Genomic DNA, 14,186 nt, shown 5'->3' with positions numbered 1-14,186 from the left:
AGTTAGAGAATTTTTTTAATTTACAAATATTAAACAAAGAATAGTCAACCAGGTTTGCAATACTAAACATTACCACGTGGCTGTATTTATCAAGAAACTGCAGAATCCTGCAGGGGTTTTCTTTGTGATCTGGTGCCTGCTCGCATCATTCGGCACCTACTTTTGTATGTATGCCTTTCGCAAACCTTTTAACACGGGGCTGTATGCGAACCTGGAGCTTTTCGGCCTGGGGTATAAAACCGTGTTGATCATCACCCAGGTAATGGGTTATATGATCAGCAAGTTCATCGGCATTAAAGTGATATCCGAACTGAAGCCCTCACAGCGCATCCGGCTGATAGCCGGGCTCATACTGTTTGCGGAAACGGCTTTGCTGGGTTTTGCACTGGTGCCTTACCCGTATAATTTTGTATTTCTCTTTCTCAACGGCCTGCCGCTGGGCATGGTATGGGGTGTGATATTCAGTTTCCTGGAAGGCCGCCGGTTCACGGAGATTATCGCCATGGGGCTGAGCATCAGCATCATTGCGGCTTCCGGCGTATTAAAGACCATTTACCTCGAAATACAGGACCTCTTTCCTTTTATTACCGAATTCTGGATGCCGTTCACGATAGGACTGCTGTTCATTCCGCTGTTCTGCTTTTTTGTATGGATGCTGTCCGTCATACCCGCGCCTACCGACACGGACAAGCTGCTGCGCGTAGAACGGCAGCCTATGACCCCTGCGGACAAATCGGACATCGTGCGCCATTACTGGCCGGGCCTGCTCTGCATCCTGCTGATCTATTGCCTGCTTACCACCATGCGCGATTTCAGGGACAATTTCAGTGTGGAAATATGGAACGAGATCGAAGGCAGCCACTGGAGCCGGAATATACTGGCACAGACCGAGCTGATCAGCACCGCCATCGTGATCGTATGCGTGGGCGCCCTGTCCACTTTCCGAAGTAACATCCGCGGGCTGTGGGCCACGCAGGCCGTTATGATAATTGGCATACTGATGACTGGCGGCAGCACTTTGCTTTTTCACCAGCACATCATCGGGCCTTACACCTGGATGCTGTCGCTGGGTACGGGGCTTTTCCTCGCATACATCCCCATACAGGTCGCATTGTTCGAAAGGCTGATCGGGATGTTTAAGATGAAAGCGAATGCCGGATTTTTTGTGTACGGCTGCGACGCGGTGGGTTATCTGGGAAGCGTGGGCCTGCTGCTGTACCGCGAGTTTTTTATGAAAGATCTGCGCTGGAGCAGGGTATTGATGCAGTTCAGCTACGTGCTGTGCATTACCTGCCTGGCGCTGTTATGCATAGCATTTGTATATTTCAACCGCAAATACGGCATTACCAGGCTGTGGACGAAAGAAGAACCGCCCGCGCCCGGGATGCAAAAAATGTCAGTACATCTATGAAGAAATTGTTATTCACACCAGGGCCGCTTTCCACGTCCCGCACGGTGAAAGAGGCCGCCCTTGAAGATATGGGCTCACGGGACGAAACATTTATCCAGACCATCCGTTTCATCCGAGATGAACTGCTGACGCTGGGGCATGTAAGCAAAGCAGAAGGATATGAAACCGTGATCGTCCAGGGCTCCGGCACTTTTGGCGTGGAGAGTGTGATCAGCAGCATTATCGGCGAAAACGACCACCTGCTGATACTCAGCAATGGCGCATACGGGGAGCGTATCGTAAAGATGGCGGTAATCCATCGCCTGCCGCATACGGTGATCCGCTTTGAAGAAGATGAGATCACGGACCCGGAAACCGTACAACAATTCCTGTCGCAACATCCGCATATCACACACGTAGCCTGTATTCACAGCGAAACCACCACGGGCCTGTTTAATCCCATTCAAAAAATAGGCGGAATATGCGCCGCCGCCGGCAAAACGTTTATCGTGGATGCGATGAGCAGCTTTGGCGGAGTGGAAATAGATATCAAATCCGCACACATACAATTCCTTGTTTCTTCTTCCAACAAATGCATTGAAGGTATCCCGGGTTTTGCCTTTGTGATCGCGCAAAAGGATGCACTGCAAACCGCGAAAGGCCGCGCCCGCAGCCTCAGCCTGGACCTGTACGAGCAATGGCTGGGACTGGAAACCAGCGGACAGTTCCGTTTTACGCCGCCCACCCTCAGCATGATGGCTTTCAGGCAGGCGCTGATGGAGCTTCGGGAAGAAGGCGGTATTCCCGCAAGAGAAGCCCGTTACCGGCAGAACAAATCCGTGCTGGACAGCGGCTTGGACGCGCTGGGTTTTTCGCAATACCTTCGCCCCGAGATCCAGGGGCATATCATTACCTCCTTCCTCTACCCGGACCATCCCGGTTTCCAGTTCGAAGAATTTTACCGCCGCCTCAGCGAGCGCAACTTTGTGATCTACCCCGGCAAGCTCAGTAAAACCAATGCGTTCCGCATCGGTAATATCGGGCAGATATTCCCGGAAGATGTGCAGGCGCTGGTGCGGGCCATCGGCGAGATCATGGAGGAAATGCAAATCACTGTACACCCATAGCCTGACTATCTGAATAATCCAACGGGGCGCATTTGCGTCCCGTTTTTTTTGCCCGGGTATCAGGTACAAAAAAAATGCGCTCCCGTAGGAGCGCATGCATACACACAAAAAAAAGTAACACTAACAGTTACAAATATTACCAGGGCAGGGAGAACGTTTTTACATAAGTAAAACATTTCATCGCCTCGATCACCCCTTCTTTAATACCTAAACCGGAATCTTTAATACCGCCGAAAGGAGAACTTTCTATACGGTAACCCGGCACTTCATTAATGTTCACCGTACCCATACGCAGCTCCTTCACCGCTTTGATAGCCTTTTGCATATCGTTCGTCACGATGCCGGAAGAAAGTCCGAAGGCCGTGCTGTTAGCCAATGCTATCGCATCGTCCAGGTCACGTACTTTCATCACGGGCGCCAGCGGGCCGAATGATTCCTGCACGACCATCTGCGCATCACGGGGTACATTTACGATGACGGTTGGCTCCAGCTGTGCGCCATTCCTTTTACCACCGATCAATACTTTTGCGCCCTGCGCCACCGACTTTTTCACCACATCTTCGAGATAGATAGCGGCGGGCTCGTCAATCACGGTACCTACACGCGTTTCAGGCGAAGCCGGATCACCGGTCACATATTCTTTTGTTTTTTCAACCAGTTTCGCTACAAATTCATCATGGATGGATTCCTGTACCAGTATACGTTTTACCGCCGTGCATCTTTGTCCGGAATTTCGGTAAGCACCTTCAGCAGCAAGCGTAACGGCCAGTTCCATATCTGCATCTTCCAGCACGATCAGCGGATCGTTGCCACCCAGCTCCAGGATCACTTTTTTATATCCCGCATTTTTAGCGATGTGTTTGCCCACCGCCACGCTGCCGGTGAAAGACACCAGCTCCACCCTTGGATCGGTTACCAGCACTTCCGCCACTTCGGCGGTCGGGCCCAATAACACACTCAGCATGTAATGCGGCAAACCGGCTTCGTACAACAGCTCTGCCAGCCTGATGGCGGTCAGCGGTGTTTTTTCCGAGGGTTTTAATATTACCGGGGTACCCGTAGCAATGGCCGGGGCGATCTTGTGCGCCACCTGGTTCAGCGGATGGTTGAACGGTGTGATAGCTACCGCCAGGCTCAATGGTTCACGGACGGTGAATATCTTTCGTGCTTTACCCTGTGGGGAAATATCACAGGAGAATATCTGTCCATCATCTTTCAAGGCTTCCAGCGCCGCAAAATGCAGCACGTCGCGCGCGCGGCCCACTTCGTAGCGGGTTTCGCGGATGCACAGGCCGGATTCGGAAGTGATCAGTTCAGCGAACTCTTCTTTTCTTTCTTCCAGCAGCTGCCGGGTTTTATCCAGGATGGCAAACCGTTCGTAACGGGTGAGTTTCACCCCACCTTTCAAACCCGCTTCGATAGCGGCTTCGGTATCCTTGCGGCTGGCCAGGGTCACTGTGCCGGCTACACGGCCGTCGTACGGGCTGCGCACTTCCAGCAGCGACGCGGAAGCGAGGGGTTTGCCTGCGATATAACCGGTGAGTGCTTTCACTTTTCCGGGAACGAATGTGTCTAACATAGTTCGGAATTAATTATGGGATGTACCGTTCACGGTGAAATCAAAAACGTCGAAGTTGCGGGGATCGCCGGCGGCTTTACTTTTGTAGGCAGCTTTCAGCGGGTGCGAGATCAGCAGGGGCACCATTTCCTCGTACCTGCCGCCATGTGAGCGGAGGCCTGAGTCCAGTGCGCTGAGGTCGTGATGCGCGGGCGTTCTGCCCACTACTACGTCACGGGCGCTGAGCACCACGAGGTCTGCGATGCGGTCTTCCGGCTGCTCCAGCAAACGTACGGCCATGGCCTTGTTATGCACTTCGGTGATGCCGGGCTGCTGTTGCAGCCAGTCGCTCACGGCCGTTTCGTCCACATTTTCCGGAACGTGTACGGCTACATAAGAGCCCAGTGCGCCGTGGTGTTTCACATACGGGTCCGTAATCGGGCATATCACCCTGAAACCGTTGCCGAATTGCTCCGTGAGCATGGTTTCGATATATAATACATTCGGCGAACCGTCTGCTTTTTGTTTGGCGTTCATGCCATGATCCGCCGTAGCGCCAATCACCGCGCCCAGGGCCAGCAGGCGGCCCAGCTCATGATCTATTGCTTCGTAGAAGGCCAGTGAAGGCTCATCTTCGGGAGCAAATGTGTGCTGCATATAATCCGTGAGGGAGAGATAGAGGAAATCGCCCAGGCCTTTTTCGATCAGCGCCACGCCCGCGCGGAGTACGAACAGGCTGGCATCCGCGCTGTAAATGGCGGGCGTTTTTAAATCAAGAACCGTCTCCACATTCCCGATCCCGTGAGTAGCTTCCTGCGCCTGGTTTGCTTTTTCAGCGGAAAAGGCAATACCGGTCATTTTGTGGCTCAGGATGTCCCTCAGTTTTTCTTTGGCAGTAACCACCGCCACTTTACGACCTGCATTGGCCGCGGCTGCCAGGATGGTTTCAGCGCGCAGGTATTCGGCTGAGTTCATCATCACTTCCTCTTTGCGGTTCGTATCATAAAAGAAGTTCCCGCAAATACCGTGTACCGCCGGGGTCACGCCTGTTACAATAGAAGAATTGTTCACATTGGTGAAGGAGGGCAACGCGCCCCTTACCATACCGCGGTAACCGGCCAGTACCATCTTTTTAAGGTTCGGCATACGGTCGTGAGCCATGGTGGTATCCAGGTATTCATCGGCAGAGCCGTCCAGGCAGATAACAACTATGGGCCGGGCCGGCGGCGTATAGGTCTTGCCATTGACTGTGAAGGAATTGATAGATATCGACATCGGAATGTGTTTATAAATGCTAATAAATTGAGTAGTAAAATTAAACATTTTTACACAAGTCCGCTGTTAATTTTTTATGAATCGGGGTTAAAAAGCCTGAAAAACGAGGGTGGGTTTACTTTTCGCCGTCCTGGAAGAAATAAACGACCAGCAGCAGGGCGTCATCTTCCCCGATATTGGAGGGTTTATGGCCGAGGCGGCCGTCGAAGAAGATGGAATCCCCGGATTCGAGGATGTATTTTTCGTTATTGATGAGGTATTCCACGGTGCCTTTGATCACGTATTTGTATTCATAGGCGTCGGTTTTGACGATCTGGGCGCGTTTGGCGCCGGCTTTCAGTTCCAGCAGCACAATGTCCGTGGGGCCGCCTTTGATGTTGCGTGTGAGCACCCTTTTATAGAGAAATCCTTTGGCATTTTCCTTTTCAAAAGCCTGGTATTCGTCTTTCTTTTTGATGACTACTTTGGCGGCTTGCTTATGCTGGTTGATGTCGTTGAAGAATTCATTCATATCCAGGTTCAGCGCGCGGATAATGTTTACCAGTACCAGCAGCGAGGGTACGGTACGGTTATTTTCGATCTGGGAAATGAGGCCTTTGCTCACATCTGCCTTATTGGCCAGTTCCTGCACGGTAATCCCTTTGGCTTTACGCTTTTCTTTGATCTTGTTGCTGATCTGTATAATAATATCTTCTTGCATAGCCGGGTATTTATTAATTTCCTTTAAATGGGGCTTCCGTTGAAATCCGGGCCAAATTAGATATTTTAGCTCATAATCAGGCGAAAGAATACCCTACTTTTGCAAAAATTCCATCATATGTTCAGCATCGACCAGATCATTACCGTAGGCTTTACTTTGTTTGCAGTGATAGATATCCTGGGGTCCATCCCCATTCTCCTGTCTTTAAAAGAGAAGATCGGGGAGATCAATGCCGCGAAGGCCACGCTGGCTTCGGGCGTGCTGATGGTGGTGTTCCTGCTGGTGGGGGAAGCGTTCCTGAAACTGATGAGCGTAGACCTTCAGAGCTTTGCGGTGGCGGGCTCCATCGTGATTTTTATTATCGGGCTGGAAATGATCCTGGGCATTGAGTTCTTCAAAAGCGAAGACACCAAAACCGGGAGCCTGGTGCCTATCGCCTTCCCGCTGATTGCCGGCTCCGGTACGCTCACCACTATTATGTCCCTAAAGGCCAATTTTGGTGATTATAACATCCTGGCGGGCATTCTGGTGAATCTTATTATCATATTTGTGGTGCTGAGAAGCCTGAGCTGGATAGAGCGGATCCTGGGCAAAGCCGGGCTGATGGTGGTACGTAAGTTCTTCGGGGTGATACTTTTAGCGATCGCGGTGAGGATTTTCAAAAGCAATATCGGGACATTATAAAATTCTTTAGAAAATTCTGAATTTACGTTAGTTTTGCATTCCTTCAAAAGACTGGCCTCGTCGTACAATGGATAGTACATTAGTCTCCGAAGCTGAGGATCCAGGTTCGATTCCTGGCGGGGCTACCACCAGACACCCGTAAACGCAATACAGACAAGCGTTTGCGGGTTTTTAATTTTCGGTGGTGGTCACTTTGGTGGTCACAATCTCCTTTAAAGCCTTAAAAAGTGTCTTCATGAGTTTTTGGCAACCTTAAACTTCTCATTCCATCGTATCTCTGCCAACTGTAAAAAAGGATCACGGCCAAATAAACTAATCTGAAGTTCGCCCATGACTTTCAAACACATGGAATGTATCGAAAAATACCTATCAGCCATAGCTGTAATATCTTGGTCAGTCAGTTCAAAACCATCATATGAAGAGGGCTTTTTGGCCCGAACCTGTTCCAACGCCTCGTTCGCTCTATTCCATTTATCTAAATATTCACTTGCAAAAGTCTTGAGAGTGGTATAATCCAAACCACGCAACCGATCTAGTAAAACATTCTCGTTTAATGCTTTAATCTTTGTTTTGGTGCTATTCATGCTAAAATTATTTAATCCCAATTCAGCAATAAGGAAGGGGAAATTTCCAACCCTCGTGCCAGTTCCACCATGGACACCAATGTTAAATTCACTTCCCCCCTTTCCATTGCCCCAATTTTACTATAATCAATCCGGCATCTATGGGATAACTCGCGTTGGCTTAGCCCCTTTTCCGTTCTTAGCTTTGCCAGATGCTTGCCGAACTTTACAATTATCTTTCTGTCTTCTGCATTAACCATTATAGGACATATTAGGTTAACGCAAAGCATCATATAAATTTCAAAAATACTGCGTACTTATTCGTACGCAGTATTGGTATTTTATGTATTTTTACTGAAACTGATTATAGCACCATGAAAAAACATCCATCACAAAGCTGGATAAACAGTTCTTAAACTGATGTAACTTTGCAACTCATAAAATATTAAGCGCATTTGCTTTGATCTCACGGCTGAAAACTACGACCTTTCAACGGAACGGGAGACTAGGTAAATCGCCTGCACTATAATGGTGTGGGCGTTCTTATCTCGTGTCCGGGGTGTCGTAGCCCTTCAGCCGGGTAGGAACTAACCCACGCCATTTTTCATTTCTGCCAGTTCCACCACTACCCGCAAAGCGCCATTAATAACCCGTGGCATACCGCCCAATACCTAAAATCCATGCAGCAACAAAAAACGGCAACCCCGCCGGGTAATCCGCTTGCAGCAGCTTACCAAAATTTAGCCGCCTTACCTAAAATCTTCCTTGATCTGGTTTGCAATCAATTGGGATGGAGCGAAGCAACATTTTACCGCCGGATGAAAACCGGAAAACCATGTAGTAAGGCCGAACACAACGCAATCCGGGCCGTATACGACCGGGTGCTAACCATGCATTCAGACAATGAAACATCCAAAAACCAAACGCATGAACAACCCAATAATTGAGGATCAGGAGAACCTTGAACAAATCATCCAGCAATGTATAAGCCGTTTAACCGGGGCAAATTCAGCCATTACAGGCGTTTTTATCACCCTCCATTTAAAAACCATTGAAATCCCCTACAAAGGCGGATTAACGCCATTGCTGCACACCGATACCACCGTACCGGCAACGGTATTTAACAACGTCATTTTTATTCTAAAGCCCGCATTACCTGAATCGGCATAGGGCAACGCTAAATTCAATACCATGCAACAATACAAGGAAGAAAAAGACTATTCTTTTAATACAGTGGAGGCAATTCTGAGATTTCAAAGATTGAATTTCCTTCAAAAGATAGCAGTCATCAGAAAAGGTGTTACCAAAGAACAATTAAAGCAATTCAAAACGGCGGCAGGACTAGACTATCCAACCATTGCCAGATTAATGAGTATTACCCCTCGTTATCTGCACATGAAAAAAAGCAATGACCGGTTTAGGCAGGCAATGAGTGATTCTATTATTTCTATCATTGATTTATACGGATTCGGTTATGATCATTTTAACGATCCGCCTTTTTTTAACAAATGGATCAAAATAGGCTCTCCCGAAAAGAAGTACATTCCGCCTATAGATTACTGCGATACAATGGTCGGCAGGGAAGAAGTGAAACGGGAAATTATAAACATTGCATATGAAAAATTGTCTTTGCCCAAATAAATATTCATCGACAAAACGTAATACAATGGGGAAACAATACAGATGCGCAAAGGTCGGGTGTTTACCCGACCTTTTGCTTTTCCGCTTTCAGGTATTTGTAAACCGTTGTCCGGCTTTTTTGAATAATATCTGCTATTTCCCGGAGGGAAAAACCTTGTGCATGTAACTGGATCACCCGCTGCCGGATAGTGGCGGGAACCGCCCTTTCTTCAAAGCCATAAGCCTTTATATACCGTTGTACTGTGCGTGGGGATATATCCAGCAGTTTAGCCGTTTCTTTAGCTGTTAAACCCTTTAGATAATAGTCGTAAGCCTTTGCTATTAACGGGCTGGGGAATGATCTTTCCATTTTCGTGTCCATAAATTAACCTTAAATACAAGCAAATTGTACTTTGCTATGTCGCAGTTTGAATACCGGGAGGTGTCCACTTTGTTGATACGGTTTTGAACTATACCCCCCGGTAAACTTTTCAGGTGTTTGGTGGCTGTATTGGAGGTTTTTACGCCTGAAATAGCTCCGCCTGCATATGTAACGGCAGGTACGCCATTATTCGCGGCGGCTCCAATTGCTTCAGTCTGCGCCTGATCTTAGCGGCTTCCCGGTTAAGGCCGATGCGGGTAATGATGATGTCGTAATACTTGGCTTTCAGTTGCAATGTTTCCACGTTGCGTTTCTGCGCTTGTAACAATTTTTCACAGGCGATAAAATAGCGGCGGGCCTCCTGTCCGCGCTCTGTTCGCTGGATCATGGATATTTCTTTTGCCATGTCCAACGTAAGGGCGTAATCCATGGCCGGACGGCCTCCGGTACTTTTACCCCAAACGGGGGTAAAGTCTATCCCGGATTCAAAACCATATTCAAACATGCTTTTGCACCATGTAGCAAAGTGCCGTTTGATGGACAGGAAACCATGCAATTCTCTTGCTGATACTACGCTCTGTCCGTTGTGGGTGTCTATCTGAATCAATGTTTTCATTTTGATGTGTTGTTTATGTGTTGTTGAATAAATGCCTGTGCCTTATTGCCGGTGAGGGTTTCTAACCGATCCCCTTTGCCGGTAGGCAGTAAATCAATGCGTGTGATCTTGTCTAACCAATTGCGCGTTACTTCCAGCTCTGAAGGGTGCAGGGTATCCGTATAGCTATCCCCGCCCACGCTGTAGGTGATAGCGATAAATTGCTGTGTGTTCATGGCGGTGTTGATGATTCGTTTTAAATCCCGGCGGTGGTTGCTGTCCTTATTGCGGCAGGCTTTCCCGGCTGATCCGTACAGACGCTCACTACAAAACCGGCTCCGGGGATGCTGGGTAGATATATCCCGGCGGCAGGTTTTACAAGATCGCTGTGCGGTTTTCGCACTGTTTTTTTGCGCATCTTTTGCGCTATATATACCGGTCTTTTCCTGCGGGTATTCTCCCGTGGTTGCTGCAACCTTTTTACCCTTATATTCAAGGTGTGAAAAGGTTGCAGGCTGGCCCCCTTTCCCTGATCCGTCCAGCCGGTGAAAAGGTTGCAGGGTAATAGCTTCCGTTCCCATACCGAACAGACCGGCCCATGTTTCAGCCAAAAGCGAGAACAGCAGCGGCTTTATCTGCCTTTTGGAATGCCTGTGCATAAGCAGCTCCGCCCGTTCCCGGTTGCGGGATAACTGGTACTTACTCATTTCCTCCCAGCCTTTAGGATTGCTTAACACCAGAAATTGCCGGTGTTCATGGGCGTTTAAAGGCTGTTTGGACAGGGTTAAATCCATGAATACAATGCCGCGTAGCACTTCAGACAGCAAGCGGAACAGGGGAAAAACCTTGCTTGCTTCGGTCAAGTCGGCCATGGTTGCAATACCATAACCACGGATAAACCGCATCTTTTTTACCTTGACTTCCAACCGCAGCAGATGGCCGGTTTTAACCCCGCTTTGCGCTCCCTTGTCGTACAGCTTTACATCATACTCACATAAGGAACAGACCAGCCCCAACCGCCTGTTCCTGCGATCTATCTGTGTGAATGGTTTGTTGATGTAACAAATCACCTGCTTTAATACCCGTAGCGGGGAAAAGGGTAACCAGATATTCACCCCGATTTCCAGCCCGTGCAGCGTGGCCCGGTCCGGCAGCACGGAAAAACTCGCTTCCAATCCCTGCACGGTTTTTACCAGCTCGGCAAATGGGAAACTGTTGGCGTTATGCGCTCCCCCGTTGTGGTACTTATGCAAAGAACCTTTCAAACAGTGCGTTGCCGCGCCGGGCTGAAGGCTGGACGGCCTGACCTCAAACCGCAGGCCGTTAAAGGCGGCATAGCTCCCATTGCCCGCCAGCTCCCCCGTTTGCTGATCCACGGCCACAACAAAGCCCAGCAAGGGGGAAGCCTCCCAAGTTCCCGCCGTCAGGTACGGGTGTACGCTCTTAATGCCGTCAATCATGAGAAAGGAATGAAAGGAGAAAACCGGTTATTTACATTTTACCTGTTGGGAAATTTCTGCCTGAACGCGGGCCAGCGCCTTACATAGCAGATGATCCACATTGCGGAGGGTGGTTTGCAGGTCGTATTCCCCCAGCAGGAAAAGGCGCACCAGATGCACGACGATAATAACGGCGCAATCCGCCGCCCAAATGTTGTGCGGAAGGCCCAAGGCAAAGCCCAGGTTACGCCGCCGGGCCGGGTACTGTTCCAAAACTGCCAGTAACAAGCGGCCTCCTTTCTTCCGGGATCGGGCCGGGGTGGCCTTCAGGGCGGCGCATTCGTCAAGCGCCGCCTGAATCGCCCATTCCTTTGCGAATAATGCCTTACTCATGGCTACCTCCTTTCTGTTTGATAGCGGTAACTGCTGCCAGTACCTCCCCACGGAGAAAGCGGGTTTTGTTGGCGATCTTGTAATATTTCAAGATACCCGTGTTCATCCATGCGTGGACAGTGGGAAGGGAGATTTTAAAGAGGTCGGCTACCTCCTGCCGGGTCATGTATGTATCGGGGTCGTTCGGCACTGCCGGGGCTAATTCATCAAACCGCTTGTTTAAACCGTCAAACAATTTTAACAGGGCGGAGGAATCCAGATTCTCAATTTGTAACATTTGCTTTGCCATCATAAATTAGTTGTTTATGATGCAAAAATCAGGGTCAGACAAAACAAGTAAATTCAAGTTCATTCAACTTGAACAAAATATTTATTTAGATTTATTTCCTTGGTGTCTTGTTAATGATGCTTTGAAAATGTTCTGCATTCCGTTGTGACAACTCCTCCATAAAATGTTCTTTATCAATAGATTGTTTTGCAGATTGGGCTTTGGCATTTAACAAACTGTCGATATGGGTTAAATCTGTATTAAACAGCTTTTCAAACACTTCCTTTAATGCCTTTTTTGTTGTAGGTTTTCCGTCCATGTAAATTCTTTTACTCAAATATAAGGCTTGAATCATTTCACAAATCTCCGTTTTATCATCCCAAGTAAATCCGGAAAAGATACTTTCTTCAGGCACATCACTAATAGGGGTTAACTCTTCTATTTTAGCATTTAAAAGGTGAGACATTTTTATAGTGATAACATCCATTATGAAATTATCATTTTCACGAATATCATCTTCCATATAATACTTCACCTTAGGGACTACCCCTACTTTATAATCATCCAAATATCTGAGGCTTTCAAATAAACCTGTATATGTTTCTAACCAAGCCCGGTACATCGCCAATGGATCGAATGCACTTTTGCCCCTTCGTTCAATTTCATTTTTCCTTTTAGCTACTATTTTGTTTATAAATGATATAAACAAATCTCTAACGCTGCTATCTACAATATTTTCGGCAACTTTATTGACGATCAAATCAATATTAATCTTCAAAAAATCCATTTCCTGCTTTTTATATGAGTTTAAATTTCAATCATTTAACCGCCCTTAAAGGCTGCTTCGTATCCCACATTTCCCGCAGCAGATTGGCGTGTTCCTTACCATCCAACCGGATGTACTTCAAAAACGCCTTTTCCGTCTTATGCCCGGTAATCTTCATGATGGTTTGCGATGGTATACCCTGCAAATAAAGGTTTGTTGCAAAGGAACGCCGGGCGGTGTGAGTACTCACTAGTTCCCACTTTTCAAAAGATTCGACTTTCCGCAGCCCGCCCTTTGTATTTTGTATTTCTATCTGTTCTGTTATCTCCGCTTCTTTATAAACGTCTTTTATATAATCATTCATCTTTTGGTTTGAAATATTGGTAGGCAGAGAGTTTTCGTATTTTCCCAAAATCTCCTTTACAGTCCAGTGGATAGGAATCACGACTTTTCCGCCGGTTTTCTGCTGGTAAACCTCTATATTCTCCCCAATAATGTTACTGGACTTCAGCGCGGTAAAATCACTGAAGCGAAGACCCGTAAAGGCTCCCACTATAAACAAGTCCCTTACTTTCTCTAACCGCTTGTTTTCGGATAAATCAAGGTCGTATACCTTTAATAATTCGGTTACTGGTGAATATATGGCGGCGCTGTCCTCAGACATAACTTTGAACCGCTTGCTTTTGTGATCCGTACGGGTGGTTAGTTTCTTTTCCCCGGCTGCGTTCAGGAATCCCTTTAAAGTCGCTACGTATTTCCCTACGGTGTTTACCTTGTAATTCTTGATTGTTGTCAGGTAGCCAACAAAATCCTGATAAAAATCTAGGTCTACCGTATCAAAGTCCAAGCGGCGGTTATACCCATCCGCAAACTCTTTCAATACGTCATACGTAGTATTATACTTCTGAATGGTGCGTATACTGGTGATCTTCCCGGAAACGGGGTTTATTCGCTCACCCGCCGTATCAATGTAATGCCGGATAAAGCCCAAAAGGGTTTTGTCCGGTGTGGTACGGTTGGTAAAAGTATCTAACTCGGTTTTTAAATGTTGTTTGGTGACTGGCGTGCGATCCGCCACGGCGTTTGTATAAATGGCATTGACTTCCTTCTTTATATCCGCCAAATGCCTATTTATGGCGTCCTTATTGGGGGCAGCTATGATATTTTTAACGCATTGCCTTTCCCCGTCCCAATACTTAGGCAGCACTTTTAGTTGTAGCGGATATTTGAATTTATGGCCGGGCCAGCGGAAAATAAGGTAGATGATTTGAGGTTCTTTACTTTCTTGTTTCCGCAAATTGAAGTTAACAGTGGGCATAGACTAAATTATGCCGCGAATATACCAGAATAATTAATTCGGTGGTCACATTGGTGGTCACTTTTTGTTCACTTCCTTTAATTTTGATAAATTAATTCTCATTAAACT

Annotated in this window: 18 protein-coding genes and 1 tRNA gene; 7 read left to right on the top strand and 12 right to left on the bottom strand. The window is 47.6% G+C overall.

Features of this window, described 5'->3' with window-relative positions; genetic code table 11:
* Positions 1–76 precede the first annotated feature (76 nt).
* Positions 77–1,411, top strand: a complete 1,335-nt coding sequence (locus EG028_RS14490; protein WP_241559130.1) for a DUF5690 family protein — start codon at positions 77–79, stop codon at positions 1,409–1,411.
* Complete coding sequence (locus EG028_RS14485) at positions 1,408–2,517, top strand: 2-aminoethylphosphonate--pyruvate transaminase (protein WP_120517141.1); 1,110 nt, start codon at positions 1,408–1,410, stop codon at positions 2,515–2,517. The genes EG028_RS14490 and EG028_RS14485 overlap by 4 nt, the downstream gene beginning before the upstream one ends.
* Positions 2,518–2,653: 136 nt before the next feature.
* Here EG028_RS14485 and phnY read toward each other — a convergent pair whose 3' ends face one another.
* The 3 genes from phnY to EG028_RS14470 all read right to left on the bottom strand — a co-directional run bounded on the left by phnY (position 2,654) and on the right by EG028_RS14470 (position 6,050).
* Positions 2,654–4,096, bottom strand: coding sequence for a phosphonoacetaldehyde dehydrogenase (gene phnY, locus EG028_RS14480; protein ID WP_120517142.1), 1,443 nt, complete (start codon positions 4,094–4,096; stop codon positions 2,654–2,656).
* A gap of 9 nt (positions 4,097–4,105) precedes the next feature.
* A complete protein-coding gene (gene phnA / locus EG028_RS14475; RefSeq protein ID WP_120517143.1) occupies positions 4,106–5,350 on the bottom strand; it encodes a phosphonoacetate hydrolase in 1,245 nt (414 codons plus the stop codon).
* Between the two features lie 115 nt (positions 5,351–5,465).
* Positions 5,466–6,050, bottom strand: a complete 585-nt coding sequence (locus tag EG028_RS14470; protein WP_120517144.1) for a helix-turn-helix domain-containing protein — start codon at positions 6,048–6,050, stop codon at positions 5,466–5,468.
* A gap of 117 nt (positions 6,051–6,167) precedes the next feature.
* Here EG028_RS14470 and EG028_RS14465 point away from each other — a divergent pair, with 117 nt between their 5' ends.
* On the top strand, positions 6,168–6,734 hold the full coding sequence (locus EG028_RS14465; RefSeq protein WP_120517145.1) for a MarC family protein: 567 nt from the start codon (positions 6,168–6,170) through the stop codon (positions 6,732–6,734).
* Positions 6,735–6,787: 53 nt separating this feature from the next.
* Positions 6,788–6,862 (top strand) — tRNA-Arg (locus EG028_RS14460).
* A 105-nt stretch (positions 6,863–6,967) separates the two neighbouring features.
* On the opposite strand, the gene EG028_RS14455 is transcribed toward EG028_RS14460, so the two are convergent.
* Entirely contained in the window at positions 6,968–7,318 is a 351-nt protein-coding gene (locus EG028_RS14455; RefSeq protein ID WP_120517146.1) for a hypothetical protein, read from the bottom strand.
* 11 nt (positions 7,319–7,329) lie between these two features.
* Positions 7,330–7,557 carry a helix-turn-helix domain-containing protein gene (locus EG028_RS28075; RefSeq protein WP_162946511.1) on the bottom strand — a complete coding sequence of 76 codons (228 nt, stop codon included), beginning with the start codon at positions 7,555–7,557 and terminating at the stop codon, positions 7,330–7,332.
* A 420-nt stretch (positions 7,558–7,977) separates the two neighbouring features.
* Here EG028_RS28075 and EG028_RS14445 point away from each other — a divergent pair, with 420 nt between their 5' ends.
* From EG028_RS14445 to EG028_RS14435, 3 genes are read left to right on the top strand one after another with little or no spacing between them, the layout of a single operon-like run.
* Positions 7,978–8,244: a hypothetical protein gene (locus EG028_RS14445; RefSeq protein WP_123864677.1), complete on the top strand. Its 267-nt coding sequence runs from the start codon at positions 7,978–7,980 to the stop codon at positions 8,242–8,244.
* On the top strand, positions 8,225–8,467 hold the full coding sequence (locus tag EG028_RS14440; RefSeq protein WP_123864676.1) for a hypothetical protein: 243 nt from the start codon (positions 8,225–8,227) through the stop codon (positions 8,465–8,467). The genes EG028_RS14445 and EG028_RS14440 overlap by 20 nt, the downstream gene beginning before the upstream one ends.
* A gap of 21 nt (positions 8,468–8,488) precedes the next feature.
* Positions 8,489–8,938 (top strand): hypothetical protein, encoded by a 450-nt coding sequence (locus tag EG028_RS14435; RefSeq protein ID WP_120517149.1) that lies wholly within the window; start codon positions 8,489–8,491, stop codon positions 8,936–8,938.
* A gap of 61 nt (positions 8,939–8,999) precedes the next feature.
* Here the strand turns inward: EG028_RS14435 and EG028_RS14430 are convergent, their stop codons facing one another.
* From EG028_RS14430 to EG028_RS14400, 7 genes are all read right to left on the bottom strand, one after another.
* Positions 9,000–9,287 (bottom strand): helix-turn-helix domain-containing protein, encoded by a 288-nt coding sequence (locus EG028_RS14430; protein ID WP_221198105.1) that lies wholly within the window; start codon positions 9,285–9,287, stop codon positions 9,000–9,002.
* A gap of 151 nt (positions 9,288–9,438) precedes the next feature.
* Positions 9,439–9,915 (bottom strand): antA/AntB antirepressor family protein, encoded by a 477-nt coding sequence (locus EG028_RS14425; protein ID WP_120517151.1) that lies wholly within the window; start codon positions 9,913–9,915, stop codon positions 9,439–9,441.
* A complete protein-coding gene (locus tag EG028_RS14420) occupies positions 9,912–11,069 on the bottom strand; it encodes a hypothetical protein (protein WP_123864675.1) in 1,158 nt (385 codons plus the stop codon). The genes EG028_RS14425 and EG028_RS14420 overlap by 4 nt, the downstream gene beginning before the upstream one ends.
* A gap of 312 nt (positions 11,070–11,381) precedes the next feature.
* On the bottom strand, positions 11,382–11,726 hold the full coding sequence (locus tag EG028_RS14415) for a hypothetical protein (RefSeq protein ID WP_120517153.1): 345 nt from the start codon (positions 11,724–11,726) through the stop codon (positions 11,382–11,384).
* The gene (locus EG028_RS14410; RefSeq protein WP_120517154.1) at positions 11,719–12,018 is read right to left on the bottom strand and encodes a helix-turn-helix domain-containing protein; all 300 of its coding nucleotides are present in this window, start codon (positions 12,016–12,018) and stop codon (positions 11,719–11,721) included. The genes EG028_RS14415 and EG028_RS14410 overlap by 8 nt, the downstream gene beginning before the upstream one ends.
* Before the next feature lie 88 nt (positions 12,019–12,106).
* Complete coding sequence (locus tag EG028_RS14405; RefSeq protein WP_120517155.1) at positions 12,107–12,781, bottom strand: hypothetical protein; 675 nt, start codon at positions 12,779–12,781, stop codon at positions 12,107–12,109.
* A 31-nt stretch (positions 12,782–12,812) separates the two neighbouring features.
* Entirely contained in the window at positions 12,813–14,078 is a 1,266-nt protein-coding gene (locus EG028_RS14400) for a site-specific integrase (protein WP_120517156.1), read from the bottom strand.
* Between the last annotated feature and the right edge of the window lie 108 nt (positions 14,079–14,186).

It is taken from the genome of Chitinophaga barathri, assembly GCF_003807585.1.
GTDB classification, from domain to species: Bacteria; Bacteroidota; Bacteroidia; order Chitinophagales; family Chitinophagaceae; genus Chitinophaga; species Chitinophaga barathri.
This window is presented reverse-complemented; position numbering and strand designations above follow the sequence as displayed.